This is a genomic window from Arcicella aurantiaca, from assembly GCF_003148625.1.
Taxonomy (GTDB): Bacteria; Bacteroidota; Bacteroidia; order Cytophagales; family Spirosomataceae; genus Arcicella; species Arcicella aurantiaca.
In genome coordinates this window covers 110448-135682 of record NZ_QGGO01000006.1, presented here as the reverse complement: position 1 = coordinate 135682, position 25235 = coordinate 110448, and the positions used below count along the sequence as shown (strand labels likewise).

Annotated in this window: 19 protein-coding genes; 3 read left to right on the top strand and 16 right to left on the bottom strand. The window is 36.3% G+C overall.

Annotated features, from left to right (window positions below):
* Positions 1-200 precede the first annotated feature (200 nt).
* Together LV89_RS07505 and LV89_RS07500 are read right to left on the bottom strand one after the other, a co-directional pair.
* Positions 201-944, bottom strand: a complete 744-nt coding sequence (locus LV89_RS07505) for a 3-keto-alpha-glucoside-1,2-lyase-like domain-containing protein (protein ID WP_109742258.1) — start codon at positions 942-944, stop codon at positions 201-203.
* Positions 945-1011: 67 nt separating this feature from the next.
* Positions 1012-1596, bottom strand: coding sequence for a Crp/Fnr family transcriptional regulator (locus tag LV89_RS07500; protein ID WP_109742257.1), 585 nt, complete (start codon positions 1594-1596; stop codon positions 1012-1014).
* Between the two features lie 138 nt (positions 1597-1734).
* On the opposite strand from LV89_RS07500, the gene LV89_RS07495 reads away from it, so the two are divergent.
* Complete coding sequence (locus tag LV89_RS07495; RefSeq protein WP_109742256.1) at positions 1735-2052, top strand: cupin domain-containing protein; 318 nt, start codon at positions 1735-1737, stop codon at positions 2050-2052.
* A 40-nt stretch (positions 2053-2092) separates the two neighbouring features.
* On the opposite strand, the gene LV89_RS07490 is transcribed toward LV89_RS07495, so the two are convergent.
* The 4 genes from LV89_RS07490 to LV89_RS07475 all read right to left on the bottom strand — a co-directional run bounded on the left by LV89_RS07490 (position 2093) and on the right by LV89_RS07475 (position 8531).
* Positions 2093-2473 carry a hypothetical protein gene (locus tag LV89_RS07490; protein WP_109742255.1) on the bottom strand — a complete coding sequence of 127 codons (381 nt, stop codon included), beginning with the start codon at positions 2471-2473 and terminating at the stop codon, positions 2093-2095.
* Between the two features lie 27 nt (positions 2474-2500).
* On the bottom strand, positions 2501-6292 hold the full coding sequence (locus LV89_RS07485) for a ThuA domain-containing protein (RefSeq protein ID WP_109742254.1): 3792 nt from the start codon (positions 6290-6292) through the stop codon (positions 2501-2503).
* A gap of 222 nt (positions 6293-6514) precedes the next feature.
* Positions 6515-7720, bottom strand: coding sequence for an MFS transporter (locus LV89_RS07480; RefSeq protein WP_158279533.1), 1206 nt, complete (start codon positions 7718-7720; stop codon positions 6515-6517).
* Positions 7721-7760: 40 nt separating this feature from the next.
* Entirely contained in the window at positions 7761-8531 is a 771-nt protein-coding gene (locus LV89_RS07475; RefSeq protein WP_109742252.1) for an SDR family NAD(P)-dependent oxidoreductase, read from the bottom strand.
* A gap of 161 nt (positions 8532-8692) precedes the next feature.
* Here LV89_RS07475 and LV89_RS07470 point away from each other — a divergent pair, with 161 nt between their 5' ends.
* Positions 8693-9433, top strand: a complete 741-nt coding sequence (locus LV89_RS07470) for an NUDIX hydrolase (protein WP_109742251.1) — start codon at positions 8693-8695, stop codon at positions 9431-9433.
* A 23-nt stretch (positions 9434-9456) separates the two neighbouring features.
* Here the strand turns inward: LV89_RS07470 and LV89_RS07465 are convergent, their stop codons facing one another.
* The 7 genes from LV89_RS07465 to LV89_RS07435 all read right to left on the bottom strand — a co-directional run bounded on the left by LV89_RS07465 (position 9457) and on the right by LV89_RS07435 (position 21628).
* Positions 9457-11703, bottom strand: a complete 2247-nt coding sequence (locus LV89_RS07465) for a glycoside hydrolase family 20 protein (RefSeq protein ID WP_158279532.1) — start codon at positions 11701-11703, stop codon at positions 9457-9459.
* Positions 11704-11829: 126 nt separating this feature from the next.
* On the bottom strand, positions 11830-12903 hold the full coding sequence (locus tag LV89_RS07460; protein WP_109742249.1) for a dipeptidase: 1074 nt from the start codon (positions 12901-12903) through the stop codon (positions 11830-11832).
* A 131-nt stretch (positions 12904-13034) separates the two neighbouring features.
* Complete coding sequence (locus tag LV89_RS07455) at positions 13035-14150, bottom strand: D-TA family PLP-dependent enzyme (protein ID WP_211321174.1); 1116 nt, start codon at positions 14148-14150, stop codon at positions 13035-13037.
* Between the two features lie 171 nt (positions 14151-14321).
* Positions 14322-14807 (bottom strand): RidA family protein, encoded by a 486-nt coding sequence (locus tag LV89_RS07450; RefSeq protein WP_109742247.1) that lies wholly within the window; start codon positions 14805-14807, stop codon positions 14322-14324.
* Between the two features lie 140 nt (positions 14808-14947).
* Positions 14948-16309: an alpha-L-fucosidase gene (locus LV89_RS07445; protein WP_109742246.1), complete on the bottom strand. Its 1362-nt coding sequence runs from the start codon at positions 16307-16309 to the stop codon at positions 14948-14950.
* A 286-nt stretch (positions 16310-16595) separates the two neighbouring features.
* A complete protein-coding gene (locus tag LV89_RS07440; protein ID WP_109742245.1) occupies positions 16596-18137 on the bottom strand; it encodes a SusD/RagB family nutrient-binding outer membrane lipoprotein in 1542 nt (513 codons plus the stop codon).
* 302 nt (positions 18138-18439) lie between these two features.
* Complete coding sequence (locus LV89_RS07435) at positions 18440-21628, bottom strand: SusC/RagA family TonB-linked outer membrane protein (protein ID WP_109742337.1); 3189 nt, start codon at positions 21626-21628, stop codon at positions 18440-18442.
* A 252-nt stretch (positions 21629-21880) separates the two neighbouring features.
* Here LV89_RS07435 and LV89_RS07430 point away from each other — a divergent pair, with 252 nt between their 5' ends.
* A complete protein-coding gene (locus tag LV89_RS07430; RefSeq protein ID WP_109742244.1) occupies positions 21881-22639 on the top strand; it encodes a DeoR/GlpR family DNA-binding transcription regulator in 759 nt (252 codons plus the stop codon).
* 4 nt (positions 22640-22643) lie between these two features.
* On the opposite strand, the gene LV89_RS07425 is transcribed toward LV89_RS07430, so the two are convergent.
* From LV89_RS07425 to LV89_RS07415, 3 genes are all read right to left on the bottom strand, one after another.
* Positions 22644-23729 (bottom strand): 4-oxalomesaconate tautomerase, encoded by a 1086-nt coding sequence (locus tag LV89_RS07425; RefSeq protein ID WP_109742243.1) that lies wholly within the window; start codon positions 23727-23729, stop codon positions 22644-22646.
* Between the two features lie 75 nt (positions 23730-23804).
* Positions 23805-24593: an NAD(P)-binding domain-containing protein gene (locus tag LV89_RS07420; protein ID WP_229201486.1), complete on the bottom strand. Its 789-nt coding sequence runs from the start codon at positions 24591-24593 to the stop codon at positions 23805-23807.
* A gap of 14 nt (positions 24594-24607) precedes the next feature.
* The gene (locus LV89_RS07415) at positions 24608-25219 is read right to left on the bottom strand and encodes a 4-carboxy-4-hydroxy-2-oxoadipate aldolase/oxaloacetate decarboxylase (protein WP_109742241.1); all 612 of its coding nucleotides are present in this window, start codon (positions 25217-25219) and stop codon (positions 24608-24610) included.
* Positions 25220-25235: the final 16 nt, after the last annotated feature.

The following is a 25235-nucleotide window of genomic DNA, read 5'->3' as shown; positions in this document are numbered from 1 at the left end:
CTCGTTAAACAATAGACTTCCTGCGAAAGTGTTTTAAGTCGTAAAACAACATCTTTTCGGCTACAAATAGCGAAAATTTTTCAACCGTAGCTCTGCTATGCTTTCAAAATTCCTGCTATTTTCACTCGAAAATATACCATTTTTCAATCATAAAACACTTTCGCAGGAAGTCTAATAAAATAATAAGAAAACCCTCAAACTTAAATATCATTTACTTTCTCTGCTGACTTCTCCACTTTCAATGCCTTTTTAGTCACTTTCAAATCTTTAAAATAGCCGATTGTGGCAATATCCACGTACAATCCTATACCACCTTTTTGGGTTTTACCTAACATTTTATCAACCACAAATGAGGAATATTTCAAGTCGTTGATAAACATTTCGGCAGTTTCGCCATTTACTTCAACTCGCATCGTAATCCACTCATTGAGTGCAACAGGAGCTGAGCCTTCATAAGAACCAGCAGGGTAGTTTTTGCGTAATGTTTCAAATTTGGCATGAGGATAAGAAAAATACTGCACCGCATGATTTCTCGCCATTTGATTATTAATTCTGCCTACTTTCGGACGAAGATAGATGGACTCAAAAGCGGTATTATTTTCATTAACTCTAAAGAAAATACCGATAAATCCTGCTGCTGGGGGATATGGAGAAGGGTTTTGTATTTGGCTATACATTTTTACTTCGATTGTTCCATTCTCAAAGTCGTCTAAACCAACAAGTCGGGCAAAGTGGGGTTCATCTACCGTAGCCTCCAAGCGGTTAGCATCGAAAGGGAGTGCTTTTAAATCTCGTTCTATTTTCAAGACTTTTTTGCCTTGAAATTCAATAATAGAGCCTGTTACATTGTTAAGCTCGAAAGTTTGCTTTCCGAGCGTAAGTTTTTGAGCATAAGTGGTGATGGTACTTATGGTTAAAAATAAAATTATTCTAAGTTTTTGCATTATCTTTTATGTTAAAATTGACAATACAAAATTATGCCGATGAGCCAGCACTTACCCTTAAACTATCTTAAGAAATGGGCTTCATAGATAAGTCTTTTCTGATTTTACTTAAAAATTCAGGCGTTATTCCCAAATACGACGCAATTTGTGTATTCGGTAATCTTTGTGCCAAATGAGGATATTGTTCCAAAAAAATCAAATAGCGTTGTTGAGCCGTAGAGCTAATGTTTTGCAAAACTCTATTTTGTAATTCAATGAATTTATGCTCAGTAATTACTTTGAAAATAATATTAAGTTTTGTGATATTGAGGTAGAGAAAATACAAATCTTGCTGTTCGATTTGCAAAATAACGGATGGCTCAATGGCTTCGATAAATAATTTACTTGGTTTTTCGGAATGAAAACTACCAATGTCTGCAATCCAGTCATTTTCAGCGGCAAATTGCAGATTATGTTGATTCCCCTTTTCATCAATGGCATACATTTTAAAGCAACCTTCCATTACAAAAAAGTAGTGTTTGCACACAAATCCTTCCTGCAATATCATTTGCTTGCGTTTTATATTGCGAAGGGTAAATTTTGATGCTATTAATTCTTTTTCTTCTAAACTGAAGGGAAGATATTTTTGAAAATAGTTAAATATTGCCTGCATTCGTTATTTCTATTTTGGTTAATTCAAGAAGTCTGATTAGCCTAAATTAATAGGAAATTATGGTGGATTGGGTAAAATGATAATTTTAAATCCCTTAAATTCACAAATTAAGAACAAGTTTTTCCATACAAACACAAAATGATTGAAATAACAACTTTACCAGAAAAAGAAATAGTGAAAGGTTTTGTAGGCAAATTCATTCACACAGATACAATTACTTTGGGCTATTGGGATGTTGAAGAAGGAGCAACTTTACCACTTCATTCTCATTTTCATGAGCAAATTACCACCGTTATTGAAGGCAAATTTGAGTTAACAATTGGCGATGAAACCAAAATTTATGAGAATGGATTAGTTGCCGTAATTCCACCCAATGTTGTGCATGGAGGGAAGGCATTAACTGATTGTAAACTGTTAGATGTGTTTAGTCCAGTGAGAGAAGACTATAAATTTTAGAAAAAAAGCAGGTGAAGCCAATCACCTGCTTTTTAATTAATTATTTTACTCTTTTTGCTTTAGCATCAAACATATTCATTAATTGACCTTTCAGATTGTCGTCGTCTTCTTTTTTCAAAGGCAATGTTAAATCATATCCCGATGCTGAAAAAGAAATTTCGATTTCTCCGTTTTTCTCTTCAATTGCCGAAATTGGAATGACAGGTTTTGAAGAATCTGTTGCGTCTTTTAATTCTCCTGTCAATTTTCCTTCTTTACGAACAAGTTCAGTAACCATTTTGATGTCACCTTGTGGCGTTCCAAAAATAGAAATTTCCCATTTCCCCGCAAAGAAATCTGTCGCAGGTGCTGTTGTTTGTGAAAAACTGTTCATGGCTATTCCGAAGAATAGTGCAATTAGAATGATGCTTACTTTTTTCATTTTTCGATTGTTTAATTATGGTTTCACTTATTTAATACGAACTGCTTTTGTTTTAAACATCCCCATTAACGAACCTTGTAAATTATCGTTATCAACCTTCTCAAATGTAGTATTTATATCGAAACCTCCCATTTTGAAATGTAGGGTAAGTTTATCCGATGTTTCTTCAATCTTATCTAATTTAACCGCCTTGCTATCATTTTTAGCAGTAATTGTTCCTTCAAGAACTCCGTTATTTCTGTTTAATTCTAACAAAAGTTCAGCATCGCCTTGTGGTGTTCCGATAAAAGTAGTCGTCCATTTTCCCGCAAAGAAATCTGTATTTGCACCGCTTACTTGTTCAACTTTTGGAGCTTCAACGGCATCGCTTACATTCAACAATTTTATATCAAAACCCATTACCACCATCAACGAACCTGCATCTGCCTTCGGATTCGAGAATACAATACAAACATCTTGTGGTTTTCCGTTTAAATTATTGGGTAACTGAAGCGGAATAGCCACTGTTTTTGGTGTGAAATCCATTTTATCAGAAGGTTCTAAAAATGCCGAACGTCCTAATAATGCCCCCGTTGGACTACCCAAACGTGCTTCAATTGTTCCGCCTGCTGCATTTAATTGTGGTTTTGGAGCAGTTGCACCTACTTGAATTTCAGAAACGCCTGTTAAATCAACTTGTTTCAAAATCATGTAAGCACCAGATTTTGAAGGAATTGCTAAGTTGTTTCCACCAAAAGCCATTTTGTTGATGTCCACGTATTCATCAAATCCGTGTGGGTCAATTTTCGAGTTTCTTAATACAAAACTTTGTTCTGATTTCAAGGCAGGTAAACCATTTGCACCTTGGTCTTCATAAGCGGCACGCACAATGTAAACGCCTTTGTTTTTATCAGATGCAGGAGCTTTTGTCGTAAATGAACCTTTTACAGGTAACGATTTCTCTTTCGGTTTTTCGTTGGTAATATTCAAGATATATTTTACCATTTCCGAAGCATCTGCCGTTGAAAGTTGAGGGTGACCAGCCATTGCTGTTTCTCCCCAAACGCCACTTCCGCCTGAAATTACTTTTTTCGTAAGTGTTTCTAATGCTTTGGCATCGCCTTTATATTTTGTGGATACTTCACGATAAGCTGGCCCGATTGACTTTGAGTCTTTTTTGTGGCAAGCCATACAATCACTTGCTTCAATTAATTTTTTACCTGTTGCATACGCTGCACTTGCATCAGCCGAACGGTGACCCATTGCAATCATATTTTTATCAAAACCTTCTGCTAAATAATCAATGTTTACGGCAACGTTTTCTGGTGAAATCCCTTTGTTTAATTCACCATCTTCTTTGTCTTTTACTTTGATTTCGTAGTCGAAAGACTTATTGGCAACATAAAAACTTTTGTTTGCTTTTGGCATATCAAGGCTTAATACTGGCGGTTCGTTTCCTGCCGTAATTTCCATTGATTGTGTATTGATTCCACCTTTACCGTCGTCAACTGTAAGCGTTGCTTTATAAACGCCTGCTTTTGTTAAAGAAAGATTGGCATCTTGTGTTGGGAAGATTTTTACAAAACCGTTTTTAGAAGTAATCTTCCAAGTATATTTCAAAATATCTCCGTCAGCATCGTTTGTACCTTTAGCACTCAATTTTAAATTAAATGGAATTGCTCCACCCATTTGGTTAGCCGCCACCTGAATTTGTGGTTTACGGTTTCCGCCATTGTACTCAATACGAATTAAACGTGCATCGTCATTAGCAGTAAACCAACCACTACCGTATTCAAGCATATATAAATCGCCATTGTCAGCAAATTCCATATCCATTGGGTTGCTAAACTTGTAGCTTGGCATAAAACGCTCCATTGATGAATAATTGCCATCTTTATCAAAACTTACTGCCATAATCCAACCACGCATCCATTCATAAGCAAAGAATTTTCCATCATAATATTTCGGAAATGCTCTGTTTGCAGTGGCAAAAGCGGCTTTGTCATAAACTGGTCCTGCCATTGGATTACAACCTCCTGCACCTAATAATGGAAATTCTGGACTATTTCCGTAATCATACCAAATCATGGCAGCTCTTGCCTGTGGTAATAAACTTAAACCTGTGTTGTTTGGTGAGGTATTCATTGGTTTTAAATAATCCCATTTATCACCCGACTGATTAGTTTCAAAGTTGAATTTGTGATACGCTTTGTTGTCTCCTACAAAATGAGGCCAGCCATAATTTCCTGCCGTTGGAGCTTGTCCGAACTCACAAGTACCTGCTGCACCACGATTTGGGTCTGCTTTTGAAGCATCTGGTCCAACATCTCCCCAATATAATTTACCATTCTTTTGGTCAACTGAAATTCTGTATGGGTTACGGTGTCCCATTGTGAAAATTTCTGGACGAGTTTTGTTGTCAGTACCTTTTGGAAATAAGTTTCCTTCTGGGATGGTATAAGTACCGTCAGCCTGAGGTTTTATTCTAATGATTTTACCACGTAAATCGTTGGTATTTGCCGAAGATTTTTGAGCATCCCAAGGACTTCTTCCCGGACGTTCATCACTTGGGCTATATCCGTTTGAAGCATGAGGGTTGGTGTTATCTCCCGTTGAAAGGAATAAATTACCTGCTTTATCCCATGCAATCGAACCACCTGTATGGCAACATTCTTCACGTTGCGTTTCTACTTTAAGCATTTCTTTTTCAGAATCTAAAAGTATGTCATCACCTTTCATTGTAAATCTTGAAAGTACGTTGTACGAGCCTTTCAAAGAAGAATAATACATATAAATCCAAGAATTTTGAGCAAAATTCGGGTCTTTGTTTAAACCCAAAAGTCCATCTTCAGCTACTGATTCTTTTCCTTCTTTGTTTACGTATTTTAAACTTACAGGCAGTTTTGTTATCGTTTTAAGCGTTTTCGTTTTTGTATTGTACAATCTTACTTCCCCTTTACGTTGAATAAAAAGCACACGGTCTTTATCTAACAAAGTTAATTCAACGGGTTCGTCAAGTTTTTCTTCTAAAACTACTTTTGTAAAACGATTTTCCTCTGGTTTTGCTTTTGAGAAATCAAGCGGTTTTGGATTCTCTCCACCAGTCGTATATTTAATTCCAGCCCAAAGATGATTTAAGAAAAGAGGTTCAGCAAAAGTCTCATCCGTATGTCCCATTGCGGTATAAAAAGAACGTCCACCTTCAAATTCTTGATACCAACTGATTGGGTGATTATCGCCATTATGTCCACCAATGTAGCTTTTCTCATCAATTTTAAGCACTACATTAATTTTTGGAGAGATATTTTTGAAACTATAAAATTCATCACTTCTTTCAAAAGTATCAGGCATTCCTGCCGTAAATTCATTTTTCTGAGTGACAAAAAACTTCCCTTTTTGTACATTACTTGGCGTAGAAGGATGGTCTAAAAACCAAGCACCAGCCAACTGATTATACCAAGGCCATTCGTATTCGGTATCTGTCGCTGCGTGAATACCAACATAGCCACCACCCGCTTGAATGTAACGTTCATAAGCGTTTTGTTGCTCATTGTTCAAAATGTCGCCTGTTGTATTCAAAAAGATGACCGTATTGAATTTCTTTAGGTTTAATTCTGAAAATTGTGAAGCATCTTCTGTAAAAGACACCCCAAAACCTTTCTCTTTTGCCAATTTTTCAAGAGCAATTTTTCCTGCACCAATTGATTGATGTCGGAAAGCGGCAGTCTTGCTAAACACCAAAACATTGATTTTGCTTTGGGCGGAAACGTTGTGGATGATGATTAACATAAAAAGTGCTTGTACGAGCATTTTTAAGTTAAAGAAATTTTTGTTTTTCATGAAATTGCAAAATTGAAGGTTAAGTTAATTGAGATTATTTTAGTTGTATTATATTAGTACAGTGTTTAATAAGTTTCTTCAACTTCCCGAAAGTTTTTTCTACTTTCGGGAAGTGAACCTCTCGACTACTTCCCGAAAGTTCTTTCTACTTTCGGGAAGTTCTACAAGATTTTGGAATAAAAATTATCCAGATAACTAATTAAACAGTATAATTAGGCTTCTTTATTCGGTATAATTCAAATCCTTATCAAAGGTTTCTTCCAAATTGCTCAAGCCCCAGAAAGCCACTAAAATGGCTAAAACGCCTACAACCATTGCCGCTTTGGGTTCTCCTAAACTCGGTACTAACATTCCAAATAATAAAGTTTGAGGAATAACAGTTGCTCTTAAAATATTTAAAGAGGATGTTGTTACCGTTGCCCGAATATTTGTTCCATACTGTTCTGCTGCCAATGTGAGCAATACAATTGAATATCCTACACAAAAACCTAAAAACAGTAATAATCCGTAATAAAGGGTTAATGACTGATTGGCAACGGTAAAGAAAACAACCGCTCCGACAGCGTAAAGAGATAAATATAAACGAATCGCTTTTTTTCTACTTTTTAGGTATTGACTTACAAATCCACCCGTCAAATCTCCGAAGGTCAGTCCAATAAAATAATAAGTAAAAACCGCTGATACTGAAGGAATTGGATTCATGCCCCAAGCTTTACCAATTTCGGGCGTGAAAGTCATCACGACGCCATTCACAAACCAAACGGGAAAACCTAACACACAAATACTAATATATTTTTTAATGTAATCTCTATTTTTGAACAATAATCGCAAGTCTCCTTTTGAGGAAGTTTTTTCTTTCATATTGTTGAATAAACCAGATTCCAGCACACCAAGTCTTAACAATAAAAGCACAAAACCTAATCCACCGCCTAATTGGTAGGTAAATTGCCATGAATATTTTCCGCCAATATATGCTCCGAAAATTGCTCCTAACATTCCACAACCTCCAATTAAGGCAGGGCCAATTCCTCTATATTTTTGAGGCATTTGTTCAGTTACGAGTGTAATGGCGGCTCCTAATTCTCCTGCTAAACCAACTCCCGCTAAAAACCTCAAAAGTAAATATATCTCAAAATTGGGTGCATAGGCATTGGCAAACGTGGCAGATGAATACAAAACAATTGACCCAAAAAGAACTGAAAGTCGTCCCATTTTATCGCCAATAATTCCCCAAATAAATCCACCAATCAACATTCCGACCATCTGAATATTAATGAGCGTAACACCTTTGGTTAGTAACTCCGATTCGGGTACACCAACTTCTAAAAGACTTTTAGAGCGAACAATACTGAGAATAATAATGTCGTATAAATCAACAAAAAAGCCCAATGCAGAGGCGATAATGGCTAACCAAATGTGTCTTTTCACGTTAAATGAGTGGTTGTATGAATGATTGAATGAGTGTTTTTTATACTCGTAAACTTGGCAAACCAACTCCCGCTGCATCAAAACCTCCGTCTGCCGCAATAATTTGTCCGTTGATATAACTTGCTTGTGGGCTACATAAGAAATAAACCATGTTAGATATTTCTTCAGTAGAACCGTATCGAGCTAATGGAATGGCGTCAGCATAAGATGTTCTAATATCTGCTGAGTGTACCAATTTTGCCATTTCTGTCTCAACTGGACCGGGGGCAACTGCATTGGCACGCACGCCTTTATTACCATATTCTACGGCTTGTTGTTTGGTTAAGTGCATAATTGCCGCCTTACTTGTTCCGTAAGCAATGCGTAAAGTGCTTGCACGCACACCCGAAATACTGGCAATATTTACAATGCTTCCTTTTCCTAAAACTAAAGCCGATAAGCTGGCTTGACTGCAAAGAAATGTTCCGTTTAAATTGACATTCATTACGGCAGTCCAATCTTCAAAAGTAACTTCTTCCGCAGGTTTGAAAATGGCAATGCCTGCATTATTGACAAGTGCATGAATGGCTGGAAATTGTTCTGTAATTTTCTCAAAAGTAGATTTTACTTGCTCAGGGTTCGACACATCACAAAGAAAATAAGAATAACCATTTTTACCTTTCAAACGGTTTTGGCAATCCTCCATCGTTGTATAATCGTTGTCGATGATAATTGCATGATAACCTTCTGAATGAAATCTTTGGGCTATTTCAAAACCAATACCACGTGCGGCACCTGTAACAACTGCTACTTTTAAATTTTTATCATTCATATATTCTTTTCAATTTATTCAACAAATGTAAAAACATTTTTAATTTATTGTCTATTTTTTAGACAATATTTTTAATTTTACTATATCTTTGAATAGTGATATTTTACAAACGGTAGTATTTAAGGATATAAACTAACTTTGTAAGTTTAAAAAACATCTAAATGAAATTATTTGACGAACATAACTTTATTCATCAGTTTTCTATTGATTGTGTAATTTTGGGATATAAGGATGGAGCATTAAAAGTTCTTGTTCCGAAGTTGGATTTGATGGAAAACCTTTGGGCTTTACCGGGAGGTTTTATTTTGCAGGAAGAAGGCATTGACCAAGCGGCTTTGCGTATTTTAGAAGAACGAACAGGCATTAGAGATATATATTTAGAGCAGTTCCGTGTTTTTGGGGAGCCTAATAGAATAAATAAGGAAATTTTTGAAGGCTTGAATTGTGTGAAGGATGAGATTATTAAAAAAGGTTTTTTTGATGATGAAAACCTCTATTGGCTCACCAAAAGGTTTATTTCAATTGGATATTATGCTCTTGTAGATATAAATAAAGTTCATCCGCAATGCACAGATTTTGATGAGTCGATTGATTGGTATAATATCAAAGAATTGCCAAAACTGATAATGGACCATAATGAAATGGTTGGTTTTGCTTTGGAAACGCTCAGACAAAATTTAGATGAAAAGCTGATTGGTTTTAATTTATTGCCAGAAACTTTTACGATGCGGGAAGTTCAAGAGTTGTACGAAGCGGTTTATGATAAGCCTTTTGCACGTAATAATTTTCAGAAGAAAATGTTGGATTTGAACGTCTTAGACCGTCTTGAAAAGAAATTTACGGGTGCCGCCAATAAAGCTCCGTTTTTGTATAGATTTAAAAAAGCGGGAGAAACTGAATAGCTTCTCCCGCTTTTTTGACTTGCTTATTTTACATAAAATTCATCAACCAATAGCCAAGCTTTTCCACCTGCACCATATTCACCCGAAGGAATTATTCCTTTATTTTCCGCTTGAATTTTGACAAATCGAGCTTTTTTTGTAGAAATTTTTGCTCTGATTTGATTAATTCCATTGGCGGGGAAATTACTGGTTTGATATACTTCCTGATAATTTACTCCATCTTCCGATACTGCGAATTTTAGGGAATTGGGTTCCCACATTCTTTGCCAATGATATTTCAAGATATTTAAGCCAACTTCTGAAACGGATTGAATACTTTCCAAATCAATAATTGCTTCTAAATTTTCTCCGCTAAAACCTACCCACTGCGTATTATTGTAGCGACTATTTCCTGTAATTCCGTTCACCAAAACAAAAGGAGTTGTAGGATTGTACCCTGCTTTGGCTTGATTTTTCAAGGTAACATTTTTGGTTATTGCTTTGTGATATTCAAAAGCTTGCTCAAAAACTTTTCCATAAGGTTTATTTTGCTGAAAAATTTGTGCCTTTAAAACTGTACTTTCTGAAATACGAATTTGCTTTTCATAAACTTTATCGTGAATCGTCGGATTTTGTCCATTTAGGGTGTAATGAATTTTTGAATTTGGTAAAGTGGTAGCAAAATGAACAATGGTTTCTCCCGTTTTTTGCATTGAAAAATCGTAAGTTAATTCTTCAAATCGGTCAAAGAAATTTACTTTTTTATCTTGTAAAATGCTTCTATGATTACGTAATCGACTCAAAAAATCATCATAATTACGACTACTTTTTGGCGACCATGCTATTTCTGATAAGGCGATTCCACGAGGAAAAACCATGTATTCAACTTGTTTTGGATTTGGCATATATTCCGTCCAGACGTTTGCTTGAACTCCCTTTATATATTTTTCGTTTTGCGATTGTAACTCCGCTGAGATGGGTTCATAACCGTAAACTTTTGAGAGTGGCGTAAAACTTGCCGCAGCCGTCGGTTCATCACCCCGAAGAGATTGATAATAATCTAAATACAGGTGACTTTCGGGCGTCATAATTACATCATGTTTTTGTTTGGCGGCTGCAATGCCACCCGCTTCTCCTCGCCAACTCATTACAGTTGCTTTTGGACTCAAACCGCCTTCCAAAATTTCGTCCCAACCAATAATTTCACGATTTTTACTGTTTAAATATTTCTCCATTTTTTGGATAAAATAACTTTGTAATTCGTGTTCGTCCGCTAAATGTTCATCTTTCATGCGTTTTTGGCATTTCGGACAAACTTTCCAACGAGTTTTCGGACATTCATCTCCACCAATATGAATGTATTTGGAAGGAAAAAGTTGAACAACTTCATCTAAAACTCCCTGCAAAAAAGTAAAGGTACTGTCGTTTCCTGCACAAAAAACGTCTTCAAAAACGCCCCAAAATGTGGCAGATTTATACGTAGCTCCAACGCATCCCAAATGTGGATACGCCGCTAATGCTGCTTGTGCATGACCCGGCATTTCAATTTCTGGAATGATGGTTACATACTTTTTTGAAGCATATTTTACTAAATCCTTTACCTCTTCTTGTGTATAAAATCCACCATATTTCTTGCCATCAAAACGGTGCGGAGAATCTTTTTTATGCCCAATAATGGTTTCGTCTCTGTATGCAGAAATACTTTGAAGAAGGGGATATTTTTTGATTTCAATTCGCCAGCCTTGGTCGTCAGTTAAATGCCAATGAAAAGTATTGATTTTATAAAATGAGAGTAAATCAATGTATTTTTTGAGAAATGAAATTGGAAAGAAATTTCGACCTACATCCAAATGTAAACCTCGGTAGGAGAATCTTGGATAATCATTTATCTGACAACCAAGTAATTGATAATGATTACTTTGAGCATCATAAACAAGTTGAATTAACGATTGTATTCCGTAAAAAACACCTGCTTCATCATGTCCAATGACCTCAATTGATTTTTTTGTAATATTTAATTGATAGCCTTCTTTGGGCGAAACTTTTGTAGAGTCAATTTTTAAGACAATGAAATTGTGCGTCGAATTGGTAGAAACCGCAAAATTAAATTTAGTTATTCCGTTGAGAGCTTCTTTTAAAAATTGTGCATTTCCCTTTAAATGAATTGAAGTTTGTTGAATTGTGGTAGATGAGTTTAAGCTAAATTTCTCCTGATTTAAAGTAATAGATACGGGTTTGGGAATGATTGCAACTTCTTGAGCAACAGAAACACTTGTTACCAAAATGAACATCAACGTGATAAGTTTACAAAAAAAAATAGTTGATTTTGACATGGGGGAGAGGGGAAAAACGAAAATTGTATTTGAGAAAATCTTTTGTAAGGTTCTCAAATACAATTTTTCATAATAACATAATTTCTATTTACTCCAGTTTTTTCTTAAAAATCTAAGCCAGTTCCCGTGCATAATATTTTCGATGTCGGTTTGGGTATATCCTCTTTTTTCAAGAATGGAAGGAAGGGTCTGTAAATCTGCAATGGTATCTAAATCATAAGGACTTTGTTCACGACCAAAAGCACCGTCCAAATCTGAGCCAATACCCACATGAAGAGCATTGCCTGCTAATTGACAAATATGGTCGAGGTGGTCAACCATTACGGCTAAGTTGCAATTCATGCCTTCGGGAGTTGATTTGCCTCTTACCCAATTTGGCACCATCATCCAAGCATCTAAAGCTCCACCAATTACAGCATCTCGGCTGATTAATTCTTTGATTTGCTCATCGCTAAATTGACGATTATGATTTACTAAACTTCTGCATAAATTATGGCTCGCCCAAACAGCACCGTTAAAGTGATTCATGGCTTCCCAAAAACTGTCATCACATAAATGGGTAGCATCTAAAATGATGTTGAGCCTTTCCATTTCTTTCAATAAATCTTGCCCAGCTTTACCCATAAAACCCGTTGCATCAGTTCCTTGTGCATATCGACCTGCTCCATAATGAGCGGGACCAATGGCTCTTAAACCATATTGATAGGCTTTTTCAACGTGATTAATCGTCACAATTGAGTCAGCACCTTCCAAACTTAAAATATAACCGATTGGTTTATTGTCATTGGGCGTTCCGTCGTTCCAGAGTAGCAAATGCTTTTCTAATGATTCCAGATTGTTGATTTGAACCATTTCGCCACATTCTTCCATGCTTTTGTACCAAGCAATTTGCCCCTGAGTTTGAGCCCAAGCCTGTTCTGGAGACGCCCAACCCGGTAAAGTGCTATCTGGTTTTACAAAACGAGCGATTTGAGTGGCGACCACTAAGCCAATATTTCCTTGTCTTAATGCTGGAAAAGTAACTGTTCCTTTGGCACGGTCGGGTTTATCAGTCATACCTTTTTCACGCTCACGAATTTCTGAAACCGATAATCTTAAATCTCGATTCCATTCCATTGCATTCATGCTAAGGTCAAGATGTGCGTCAATTGTAAACATAATATGTAGGACGGGTTTCTACCCCGTCAAATAAAGATGATGGTTAAAACCCAATTTCGTTTAGTTAAGGGGATTAACTTCCCGAAAGTTTTAAACTTTCGGGAAGTTTGTACCAAAAACTTGTTGTGCTGTTAAATACTAATTTTTCTATCTCGGGCAATAATTTTCCATTCTTCACCCGTAAGATTTTCATGTTCAACAATATAAGCTCGTTCGTACAAGGCACAAGTGGGGCAAATATGAATGGGCAGACCATAGAAAATATCACCAATTTTGTAAGAATGATTTTCTGAAACCCCTAAAATTAAATGCTCCTCACTTTGTCCGATAAACGTTGCATTGGGGGCATTCAAGAAAAAAACTCTTCTCTCTAACGGGTTTTCTGCCGCAATAGATTTATGACCTAAATCCAAACAAATTTTATCTTTATCAGGCAGAGAAATGACCCGACTTATCACCAAAGCAGAAGGCTCAAAATCTTGTTCTTGAAATAAATTTTGATAACCCTTATCCCAATAAACAAAAGTTCCTGGGCTACATTCTATGGTTTCTCTTTGCGAATGAATTGGATACGTTGGCGTTCCTCCTGCTACAATATTGAGGTTTTGGATTCCTTCGTTTTCAAGTTTAGCTACAAGCAATTCAACTTTTGGATAATACTCATTACATTTTTGTTTACGAATTTCAATATCAGCATCGTGAATATGACCATCGTAAATATGTAATCCTTCAATTTTTAAAGAAGGTGTTTTTTGAAGCGAAAGAATTAAATCAAAAGCATTTTCGGGGCTAATTCCTGTTCGATTCATTCCTACGTTTAGGTCAATATAAACAGAAAGCGTTATATCATTTTCAGAAGCAATTTTTGACATTTCTTCTGCAACAGGCAAAGCATCTACCAAACAAGAAAGCTTTGTATCTGGAAAAGTCTTAATAATTTCAATGAATCGTAGCAGTTTTTTAGCCACAGGTTGATAGGCTAAAAGTACATCTTGTGCTTGGCAAGAAGCTAATAATTCAGTTTCGGCAATGGTAGCACATTTGAATTTTTGGATGCCTGCTTGTTGTAAAAGCTTGGTTACTTCTTTGGTTTTGTGCGTTTTGATATGCGGACGTAAGCGAGTTACATCATCAATTGAAGCAACTAATTTTTCGATATTACGCTTAACACCGCTTTGATAAATTACCAAAGCGGGTGTGTCGAGCGTATTTATGTTTTTTATATTGTACTCAATAGTTTTACTCATAGCGTATGGCATAGGAACGCAACTGAAATATTTATCCAATTTAGGAGTTAATATTTTAGACTTAATCAAGGTAAAAAAACAGACGTATGCACCGCTAAACTAAGTTTTTTTACCGAAGAGTAAGGTTAAAAGATGGATTCATAGATGGATAAGTTATTTCGGTTGAGTTCCTTAGTCTTCGTGAAGTTCAAATAAAGCCTCAATTTCTACGGGAATATTATCAGGTAATGTTCCCATTCCTACGGCACTTCTTACACCAATTCCGTTTTCTGTTCCCCAAATTTGGGCAAAAAGTTCGCTACAACCATTGATTACATAAGGGTGACGCTCAAATTCTGTTACACAGTTGACCATACCCAAAATTTTAATAACACGCTTAATTCTGTCTAAACTTCCAACGTGTGTTTTAATGGTTGAAAGCATTGTTAAACCCACTTGTCGAGCCGCTAATTTACCTTCTTCGATGTCTAAATCTTTTCCAATTCTGCCAATGATTAAACTTTTATCATCGTTTACAGGCCCATGACCAGATAAATACAAGTATTTCCCATCAATTAAAAAAGGTTTGTAAACGCCTAATGGAAGTGGGGCAGGAGGTAATGATAATCCAAGAGTTTCAAAGGCAGCTTCAGGGGTAAGTTGTTCAATTGTAGTCATTTTAATGTTGTTTTTGTTTCAATTTGGATGTTGATAAAGGTAGATAAATTATTCGTACAATTCATCTTTCGCAAGGTTACGAATATCTGATTAAATGTTGTCCGTCTTAATCCCGACCTTAATTTTAAATATTAATTTTATTATTTTGCTCCGTCTATTTTACTTTGACTTGTGGTTGGAGTATTTAGTTTTCTAAATTTAGCATTTTCGATTTTTAGAACAACGGCATTTTTCCACTGATTATTCGTGTAAAAACGTTGCCCGTTTACCGCACTTACTACCAAACCAATGCTGGTGGGAGCAGTGTAAATTTTAGCGTCGAAATCTTTTTTATATTCCACTAATTCACTTTTATAACCTAAGATACTCACTTTTGTATTGGTATTTCCTTCGATGTGTGTTAAGACCAAATTTTTACGAGTACCGTATTTCCAATCTTCAAATCCGCTTCTTTGTACAAAAGCATAAATGTACTTTTCATCGTTGGACTGGGTGTACCAAATATTTTCTTCACGCACCACAGAAAGCGGTTTTACTGCATGGATGGCTTCTGCATTGGCAAAATTCCAGAGGGCAATTTCTTGTAAAAGAGCTTGTTGTTCAATCTGTAATTCACCGTCTTGTTTTGGTCCAACATTCAATAAAAAATTACCACCTTTTGCTCTGATTTCAATCAACATATTGATGATTTCAGTGCCAGATTTGTGTGGGTCGTTGGTTGGTTTATATTGCCAATCAGTTCCCATTGTGTAGCAAGCTTCCCACGGACGAGCCATTGGTTCATCGGGTGTATTTTGCTCTGGCGTTGTCATAATATCACGAGTAATGACCAATTCTGGATTCAAACTCCATGCGTATTCACGTAATCCATCACCTGGGCCGTCGATAAATAAAATGTCGATTTTACCGTAATTGGTCAATAACTCATGCAATTGCTTTTTGTCATAATCCATTAAACCTTTGTTGTTTGCAGGAAAATGTTCAGGTAATTGCAAGCGACCAATTTGAATATTGTTTTTATGAAAATAATTAAAATCTTCGGGCGAAAAATAGATACCAATGGCAATACCTTCTTTTCTGAAAGCATCAATGATTTCTTTCGTAATATCTTTGCCATAAGGCGTGTTCATTACATTGAAAGGCGTAGTTTGGGTATTAAACATACAAAAACCAGAATGGTGTTTTGTTGTAAAAACTACATATTTCATTCCTGCTAATTTGGCATTTTTTGCCCATTCGGTTGGGTTAAACTTTTTGGGGTCGAAGTATTTTGGTAGTTCATTGATGTATTTTTCAACGTATTCGTTTGATGCTCCTGCCATCGAATGACTAATGACTGCTCCTAAAGAAACGTCAACATTCCAATGGATGAACATTCCAAATGCTAAATCCTGAAACCAGTTGATACGTTCTGGTTTGTTATTTATCTGAACTTTTTGTGCATTAATTTGAAACAAAAAGCAAGAGCAAATAAAGAAGGCAATTATCTTTTTTGAAAACATAAGATTGAGCTAAACGGTTGATTTTGGTCAATTTAGAAAATTGCAAAATATTTATCAAATAACTATTTAACGAAAGTGTGAAAAAGTGGACACAGCTAAAGAAGCTTATAAATTTAAACTTACTCATTTTGACTTGGAGGAACTTCCCGAAAGTTTTAAACTTTCGGGAAGTTGAACGACACAAATTTTTGCAGAAAAAAAATCCTTTTAAATCTGTGTTGCGAAGCATCTCAATTCCATTGTGGGTGTTGTCTGTGTTCCATTATCTGTGTCCTAATTTACACAATTATTTATCCCACCAAACACGAGTCAATAAATCATCAACGCCTTGACGAGTTAGGGCTTCGTTGTATGATGTTCTATTCAATGTTTGTTCAGAAACTGGATATAAAAATCTACGGAAAATTTTACCGCCTGTTGCATTTCCTGGATAAACATTTGGTACTAATGCAGGGTATCCTGTACGACGGTAGTTATTGTAAACTTCTTGTGCATCTGGGAAAAGACCTACCCAAAATTCGTTATAAATTTGTTCCGTTTGAGTTGCTACTGAACCAGAAGTTTTCAAAGCATGAGCCGTTACATAGCTATCAATACGTGTTTGAGGAATGATATTGGTTACTCCGCTAATTAAATCCCATTGTTTCATAGAAGCACGAATTCCTGCTTCATACAAGTTGGTAGCCGTTTCGGTTGTGTACCAGCCTCGCAAAGCTGCTTCTGATAACAAAAAGTTAGCTTCTGCCACTGTGAACAACAATAATGGAGCATCAACTTTTAAAACCGTCGATTGTCTTGGTTCTGAATACGTAACAAAATCAGAAGGTTTTGTACCGTTGATAGTAGCAGGCATTCCTTTTTGAATACTTTCGTCTGTACTTGCCGTTCCATTTACATAAACAACCGATAGGACGCTCAAACGTGGGTCATTATTTGCTTTCAAAGAGCTGATAAATACTTGTTGATATTTACCGCCTTCCGTATTATTGACACCATCAGCACGAAGATAGTTATCACTCAAAAATTGCCAAGCAACAGGGTTTTTATTGATGTTTTGTCCTGAAACATAAGTCATTTTAGCAATATCTGCATAGTCTCTAATGATACCACCAGCAATGGCTTTATTAACCCAACTTTGTGCAGAAGTAGCATCAACTTTTGTTAAACGCATTCCCAAACGTAGCATAAGCGAGTAGGCAAATTTTTTCCATTGGGTTACATTTCCTTGATAAATCAAATCAGATTTACCAAATGTATTGGTATTAGAAGTTGTCAAAGCGGTTGCTGCTGCTTCTAATTCTTTCAATAAGTCTGCATAAATTGCACTTTGTGCGTCATATTTAGGCTGAAATAATGAAAGATTATAACCTTGTCCTGCTTCAAAATATGGAATGTCTCCATATAAATCGGTCAGACGGCTGAAACAATATGCACGCCAAATACGAGCCGTTGCGTACATATTAACTTTCGTTGGGTCGTCTTTGGTGGCTTTAATAACCTCGCCAATTTCATTAATTTGAGCAGGGTAGGAGTTCGTGAAAACTGCCCCTGTACCATTAACTTGCGAAGCCGTGTATTTAGAACCAAAACCTTCTACGTCATTGTAACTGGTTGTGTACTGCATCAATCCAAACAAAAGGTTGCCTTTGTTTCCACTATTGGCAGCACCGTCATAAAGAGCTTTGCTGAAAATATATGGAGTTGTTGGTACTGATACGGCATTAGGATTGGTATTGATTTCAGCGAAATCTTTATCGCAGGATGATAGGAGCATAACGCTACACGCTGCGAATAATGGAAATTTATATTTTGATAGTATATGTCTCATATAAGTAATTGATAATGAATAATTGACAATTGAAATTTTATAAAATGCTTATAATCAGTAGTTTATGGAGAATGTCGATTATAGGTATTTTGTACACTGTTTAGGGAAGTTGTAAATTTAAAAGTACGATATTTGACTTGGAGGAACTTCCCGAAAGTTATTTCTACTTTCGGGAAGTTAAACGATACTCTTATTTTTACAATTTCCCTTAATAAGTTTTTCCCACTTCCCGAAAGTTTTTTTACTTTCGGGAAGTTTTACCAACGCAGTATTTTGTCGAACCTCGAAAAACGAACCTCTACCTAAAATTTCAGATTCAAGTTTATACCATAAGAACGTGTACGAGGCAAACCGATAGATTCAATACCTTGTGCGGCCCCATTGGTTAAACTTTGTTCTGGGTCAAAATTGTCAGTTTGTTTATATAAAATCAAAAGGTTACGTCCAACTAATGAAACGCTCGCAGATTGAACTCCTAATGATTTTAAGAATCCTGCTGGCAAACGGTACGAAATAATGATTTGACGTAATTTTACAAAACTTGCATCATGTACAAATAATTCAGTGTATCTGTTTAAGCTATTGTAATACGCACTACGTAAATTCGCTACTGGTACTGTATAAGAATAAGCATCTCCTTTGGCAGTTACACCTGTAAGAGCTAAACCGTTTTCACGTCCTGGAAGTGTTGATTTTAATAAACCTAAACGAGTGGCATAAACTTCCATTACAGAGAAAATACTACTTCCAAACTTACCATCAATTAACATATCGAAAGAGAAGTTTTTGTACTTAAATGTGTTAGTTAAACCCATTGTGTACGGAGGCACACCGTTTCCTAAGAATTGGTTATTATCAGTTTGTAAAGGTAAGTTCGAGTTGGTATCGTAAATGATATTACCTGCTGCATCTGTCTTTTTACGATAACCGTAAATTCCACCGAAAGGCATTCCTACTTGGTTGTTGATAAATGCGTTACCGTTGGCAGAGTTACCAATTGAGAAAGTGTTGATTCCGTCCGCTAATTTCAATACTTCACTTTTGTTATACGCAAAGTTGAAACTTGTGTTCCAAGAGAAATTGGCAGTTTTAACGGGTGTTCCTTCAATCAATAATTCAACTCCTTTATTGCTTAATTGTCCAGAGTTCAAGATGGCACTTGTATAACCCGATGCTCCCGAAATTGGCACACTAACAATATCGTTTGATGATTTTTTGTCGTATAAAGCCACGTCTAAGTTCAAACGACCACCAAACATTCTTGTACTTAAACCAAGTTCAAATGTTGTAGAAGTAAATGGTTTTAACTCTGCGTTGGTAATTGAAGCCGAACTAACGTTTTGTAAGGGTACACTACTTGCACTTGGTACGTTACTGTATGCTAAGTTGATTGTGTATGGGTCAGGACCACCGCCACCAACTTGAGCCCATGAACCACGTAATTTTACTTGGTCGAATGCTCTCGGCATAGTTACGATGTCTGAAACAATTAAACTTGTTCCTACACTTGGATAAAATACGTTATTGTTTTTAGGACTTAAAGTCGAGAACCAGTCTTGGCGACCTGTCAATGTTAAGAACCAAATTCCTTTGTAATCAATATCCGCAGAACCGAATACTGAGTTTGTTTTAATGTTGCTCGTACTTGGCGTAGCAGAAGATGTAGCCAAGTTTGAGAAACTATAAAAATAAGGAATGGTATATTCTTGACCGTAAAAATCAAATTGGTTGTTTTTGAATTGACGAGTATTTGCTCCCGCTAAAGCTGATAAACCGATTGCTCCACCAAATTTGGTATTATAAGCAGCGGTAATCATGCTGTTCGTTTCAGAAACGTCCGATTTGATTCCGTCATATTGTCCTTGTGGAATATACTGTCCACCTGTTGGCATGATACTCGTAAAATTATAGTTGTAAACGTCACGAGTTGTGGTAGCTTTCAAGGTCAAATTTTTCAATAAATCATAAGAAATTGACGCTTGACCAATGAAACGGTCTTTTGTATCCGTTTGCTTAAATTTATTGATGAAGAAATAACCGTTAGTTACAATACCTGCATCATTCCAGAAAATTTCATTTCCATTAGCATCATGGCCAGGGTTTAACCATCTCACATCCACCGTATTAGCCACTTCGTAAGCCATCCAATTTGGATTTCCCAAAGCATCACCTGCTACGGGTCTGTTATTTCCTTGCTCAAGATTGTACTGAACCACTGCTTCTGCTCTGAGTTTGTCGCTCAATTTTGCCGAAATATTTAAGTTAGCAGTTTTACGATTGTACGTATTTGAAGGAAGAACACTTTTTGCATCTAAATCAGCCAAAGAAAGACGATATAAAATTGACTCATTACCTCCTGAAAATGCAAGTGAGTTTGTAAAAGTTGTTCCTGTTTGATAAAAATTCTTTAGATTATCTTTTTGAGCAACATAAGGGTGATTTTTACCATCAGCCGCTACATAATCTGTTGAACCGTCAATTTTAGAACCAAACGAACGACGACCAGTTGCTTGTGCTTGTGCCAAAGTTGTTGGTTTTACACCGCCATCGCCTTGTCCGTATTCGTACTGAAAGTCTGGAAATACTGAAACGTTTTCCATCGTATAAGTGCTATTGTATTCAACACCAATACCTTTTTGACCTTTTCCTTTTTTGGTAGTAATCAAAATAACACCGTTTGCCCCACGTGAACCGTACAAAGCCGCCGCTGCACCACCTTTTAGTACAGTCATTGATTCAATATCATCAGGGTTGATAGCAGAAATACCGTCTCCACGGTCTGTACCACCTTTTGTCCCAAATCCGTTTGGTGTTGAACTTCCACCAGGAACACTGTTGTCAATTGGCATACCGTTAATTACGTATAAAGGCTGACTGTTTCCTGTTAAAGAACCATTACCACGAATAACTACACGGCTCGAACCACCCGGACCCGTAGATAAACCTGTGGCGTTTACCCCTGCAATTTTACCTGTCAAGCCATTGGCAACGTTGTTTTCACGAGCTTGCGTAAAATCAGAACCATTGATTTCTGACACTGAATATGCCAAAGCTCTTTTGTCTTTTTTCACACCTAAGGCAGTCACTACAACTTCTCCAAGTTGTTGCATACTTTCTTTTAACGTAACCACAACCGAACTTTGTCCTGCGGTAATTGCCACTTCAAATTTTTCATATCCAACACTGCTGACTACTAATGTAATATTTCTTGTTGCAAGATTGTCAGGAATGAATAAACTAAAATTCCCGTTTACATCGGTACTTGTTCCAACATTTGGACTTTCTTTGATAACAACTGATGCTCCAATGACTGGACTTGAGTCTTTCCCAGAAATTACATTTCCTGTGATTTTACTGGCTTTCGTCAATTTAGAATGAGGAGTGTCATTTTTACTCACATTTGCGTGAGCATAATTGTTTATGGTCAAACCTCCAAGAAGTGCGAGCCATAATAAGCGTTGTGAGCTTTTAATTAGTCTATTTTTTTTCATAAAGGGGAAATTAGGATTAACTGGCACTTTGCAATTGTTGCGAATTAAATTTGCAATATTTGCAACAAACATATTAAATTTTCGTGAAATAATACTAATTATTATAAAAAATAACTTTAAAAATATTTTAAAATGAGTATTTAAGCTCAGTTGTTGCAAAAATTGCACATAAAATATTTGCGTTTAACATTCATTTCTTGCATAATTTTCATATCTTTGTTTTACCATACGTGAAATATTTTAACATAAACAATGTCGGTTAGCTTATTAAAAAAGGAACGAAAAGACTTGATTTTAAAAGAAATCAACGTTCATACAAGAATATCATTAGGGGAATTAACCGAAATATTGAGTGTATCGGAAGACACAATTCGGAGAGATGTTAATGAATTAGCAGAAAGTGGAGAAATCATTAAGATTAGGGGAGGAGCCATGTCTAAGTCATATCATCATTCATCAAACCTAAAGGAAAATTACGCTCATTCACAAAAATTAGTGATTGCTCAAAAAGCATTGACTTTATTGAAAGAAGGAATGTTGGTTTTGATTGGAGGTGGTACAACCATTCGTGAGTTTGTCAAACTAATTCCCGAAGACTTAACGGCAACTTTTATGACTGTCAATCCCTTGACTGCCGTTGAGTTGTTAGATAAACCGAATATTGAAATTATTTTAATTGGAGGTCAAATTTCACGATATAGCCAAATGTCTATCGGTGGTGAAGTGCATCAACGATTGGCTGAAATGAAAGCAGATTTATGTATTTTAGGTACAAATGCTTTGGACGTAAATGGTGGATTGACAGACTCTGATTGGGAAACGGTGCAGGTTAAAAAAGCGATGTTGAAGGCTTCTGATAAAGTAGCGATTTTGGCAATTTCTGAAAAAATGAATACCGTTATGAAAATGAAAATTGCTGATATTCAAGATGTTGACTATTTAATTACAGAATTATCGCCCGAATCTCCTGAATTATTAGCTTACGAAAATATTAAAATTGAAGTTTTGTAAAACCTCATGCTGGAATAAAAACATGACCAATACTTAGAAGTCGGGCGGTACGAATTACGCCTGACTTTTTTATTTCTACATCAGAATTTTGTGCTTCATATTCCAGATTTACCGTAAATTCTCCAGAAGGATGTTCAATACTTAGCATTGCTGAATTTTCAGATTTTTGAAATGAATAATTAGCAATTCCTTCGGTTACAGTATTAGGCGTTATGCAAGCCGTTGCCACAGAAACCGCTGCCAAAACGCCAATGGCTTCATGAACTACGTGTGGAATAAACATTCTGGTGTTAATAATTCCACCATTTTCAGCTTCTGAAACTAAGCACATTTTAGGAATTGTTTGCTGACTGACATCGCCTAAATTCATTAAATAACCAGCTTGTAATCGTATTTTTTCAATTTTTCCTTTCAGTAATTCGTTAGCTTCTAAGGTTTCTTTTGATTCATTTCCAATCAATCCAAAATCTTTTGCTCGCATTATTACAATTGGCATTCCGTTGTCAATACACGTTATTTCAATTCCTTCAACAATATCTTTTGAGTTTCCTGTTGGCAACAAAGCCCCACACGTTGAACCGACGGTTTCTAAATAATTACAAATAATTGGGGCAGATGTTCCCACAACGCCATCAACTTTTGCATTGCCTGCATATTCAATTTGACGATTGGGTGTTTGTACTACAACTTCACAAATACCGCCTGTATTTACAATATTTATTTTGGCAGACGTAGTTGATTCTGTCGCTTCAATCATGTCTGATTCAATGGCGAAGGGAAGCACGCCCGCTAAAATATTTCCACAGGTTTGGGCAGTAGAAACTTTGCCTTTCCCGACCACCACTTGCACAAAAAGATAATCTAAGTCTGCCTCAGTATTGGCGGATTTGCTAATGATTGCGACTTTACTTGTTAGAGAATTGGCTCCACCTAAACCATCAATTTGTCGAAAATCACCTTCAATTGTGCCTTCCATCGCTAAAAGCAAATACCGATTTCTTTCGTTTTCGTCTGCGGGTAAGTCTTCAGCTTTGAAAAACAAGCCTTTTGAACTTCCGCCTCTAAATTGCATATATGGAATAGATTTCATGTTGATTGGAGAATGTTTTTGGGAAATCTGCTTCTCGAAGGTTATTTCTATTGTTGAGAAGTTCTTTATAAATCTTCATTTCGAAGACATCAAACTTAATTTTTCTAAATTATTTCGTGTTCCTTGCGTTACGATTGACTCAATTCCCTTTGCGTCCAACATTTCAATAACGGCTTCCATTTCGTGCATTCTACGAATAGCGTGGGTGCGACTACCTTCCACAAAACGGTCAATAAGTTCATCATTTCCACCAATCAACGAACCAATCTGTGAACGAATATAGGTTTCCATTCCGAAGGCTTCTCCCGCTTCCATTGCTTCACAAACTACGGCAGCAATGCCTTTATAAATAATTGAGCGTAATAATTTTCGAGTGGCAGCATCGCCAATTTTACTATTTTCAAGTACAGAAATGTCGAGATTTAATGATTTTATTTTCTCTGAAAATTCGGTTGCAAATTCGCCAGAAGCCAAAAGAGGTGTCATGATTCCTTTGGGTGGAACGGGAGCCATAATTGCTAAATCAATCATTTTTACGCCCGACGGCTCTAAAATTGAAGCGATTTTCTGCTTTTTCTCTGGTCCAGACGTATTCATTTCACAGAAAAACTGATTTGGTTTTAGCACCTTCACCAACTCTTCTGCAATTTCTTCAGAAACTGAAGAAAGATTGGCACTAAAAATTATATCAGCTTCTTGAACAGCCTCAGAATTACTATATTTTACTGTGATTGCAGCATTTAATTGATGAATTGGTTTTGGATCAAATCCGAAAACCACTACACCTAAATTTGTCAGGTCATTTGCAAAATGACTTCCTGCTTCGCCCAAACCCAAAACGGCTATTTTTAATTTACCACTCATAATTTTTGAAAATTTTAATATCCAAACTTCTCATCCCAACCATAGACTTTAATAGAAGGAAATCCTTTTCTTAACTCTGCTCTTGTTCTTTCTTCTTTTGCTTCTCTGGCAATGGCTTTTTCAATGGTTTCTTCAATTTTGGCAAAAGGCACAACCACTACACCATCACGGTCGCCAACAATTATATCACCTGCATTTATCAAAACATCGCCAATCATAATGGGTTCGTTTAGCGTGCCATCACCATGATTTGACGTTCCTCTGATACATAAACCTCTTGAAAAAACAGGAAAACCCATTGCCTCAATATCGTCTGCATCACGGACACAAGCATCAATTACTAAGCCATTGATACCTTTGGTTTTTGCTCCGAGACTCATTAAATCTCCCCAATATCCTGCTTCATAAAAACCAGAACAATTGGCAATTAATACGTCTCCTGCCTGTGCATAGGCATAAGCACGATGCAACAAAACATTATCTCGTGGCATTGTTTGAACCGTATAAGCAGGGCCACAAACTTTCATATTTGCCGCAATTGGTTTAATGCCAGACGGTAAATATCCTTTATTGCCAAGTGCTTCGCAAATGGTGGCGGCGGAGAATTTTGAGAGTTCTTTATACATTTCTGGAATTGGTTAC

What these genes read in the sequence shown, in the direction of transcription:
- LV89_RS07505 (WP_109742258.1), bottom strand. Translation starts at nt 944, where the DNA reads ATGCAAAAACTTAGAATAATTTTATTTTTAACCATAAGTACCATCACC.
- LV89_RS07500 (WP_109742257.1), bottom strand. Translation starts at nt 1,596, where the DNA reads ATGCAGGCAATATTTAACTATTTTCAAAAATATCTTCCCTTCAGTTTA.
- LV89_RS07495 (WP_109742256.1), top strand. Translation starts at nt 1,735, where the DNA reads ATGATTGAAATAACAACTTTACCAGAAAAAGAAATAGTGAAAGGTTTT.
- LV89_RS07490 (WP_109742255.1), bottom strand. Translation starts at nt 2,473, where the DNA reads ATGAAAAAAGTAAGCATCATTCTAATTGCACTATTCTTCGGAATAGCC.
- LV89_RS07485 (WP_109742254.1), bottom strand. Translation starts at nt 6,292, where the DNA reads ATGAAAAACAAAAATTTCTTTAACTTAAAAATGCTCGTACAAGCACTT.
- LV89_RS07475 (WP_109742252.1), bottom strand. Translation starts at nt 8,531, where the DNA reads ATGAATGATAAAAATTTAAAAGTAGCAGTTGTTACAGGTGCCGCACGT.
- LV89_RS07470 (WP_109742251.1), top strand. Translation starts at nt 8,693, where the DNA reads ATGAAATTATTTGACGAACATAACTTTATTCATCAGTTTTCTATTGAT.
- LV89_RS07465 (WP_158279532.1), bottom strand. Translation starts at nt 11,703, where the DNA reads ATGTTCATTTTGGTAACAAGTGTTTCTGTTGCTCAAGAAGTTGCAATC.
- LV89_RS07460 (WP_109742249.1), bottom strand. Translation starts at nt 12,903, where the DNA reads ATGTTTACAATTGACGCACATCTTGACCTTAGCATGAATGCAATGGAA.
- LV89_RS07455 (WP_211321174.1), bottom strand. Translation starts at nt 14,150, where the DNA reads ATGAGTAAAACTATTGAGTACAATATAAAAAACATAAATACGCTCGAC.
- LV89_RS07450 (WP_109742247.1), bottom strand. Translation starts at nt 14,807, where the DNA reads ATGACTACAATTGAACAACTTACCCCTGAAGCTGCCTTTGAAACTCTT.
- LV89_RS07445 (WP_109742246.1), bottom strand. Translation starts at nt 16,309, where the DNA reads ATGTTTTCAAAAAAGATAATTGCCTTCTTTATTTGCTCTTGCTTTTTG.
- LV89_RS07440 (WP_109742245.1), bottom strand. Translation starts at nt 18,137, where the DNA reads ATGAGACATATACTATCAAAATATAAATTTCCATTATTCGCAGCGTGT.
- LV89_RS07435 (WP_109742337.1), bottom strand. Translation starts at nt 21,628, where the DNA reads ATGAAAAAAAATAGACTAATTAAAAGCTCACAACGCTTATTATGGCTC.
- LV89_RS07430 (WP_109742244.1), top strand. Translation starts at nt 21,881, where the DNA reads ATGTCGGTTAGCTTATTAAAAAAGGAACGAAAAGACTTGATTTTAAAA.
- LV89_RS07425 (WP_109742243.1), bottom strand. Translation starts at nt 23,729, where the DNA reads ATGAAATCTATTCCATATATGCAATTTAGAGGCGGAAGTTCAAAAGGC.
- LV89_RS07420 (WP_229201486.1), bottom strand. Translation starts at nt 24,593, where the DNA reads ATGAGTGGTAAATTAAAAATAGCCGTTTTGGGTTTGGGCGAAGCAGGA.
- LV89_RS07415 (WP_109742241.1), bottom strand. Translation starts at nt 25,219, where the DNA reads ATGTATAAAGAACTCTCAAAATTCTCCGCCGCCACCATTTGCGAAGCA.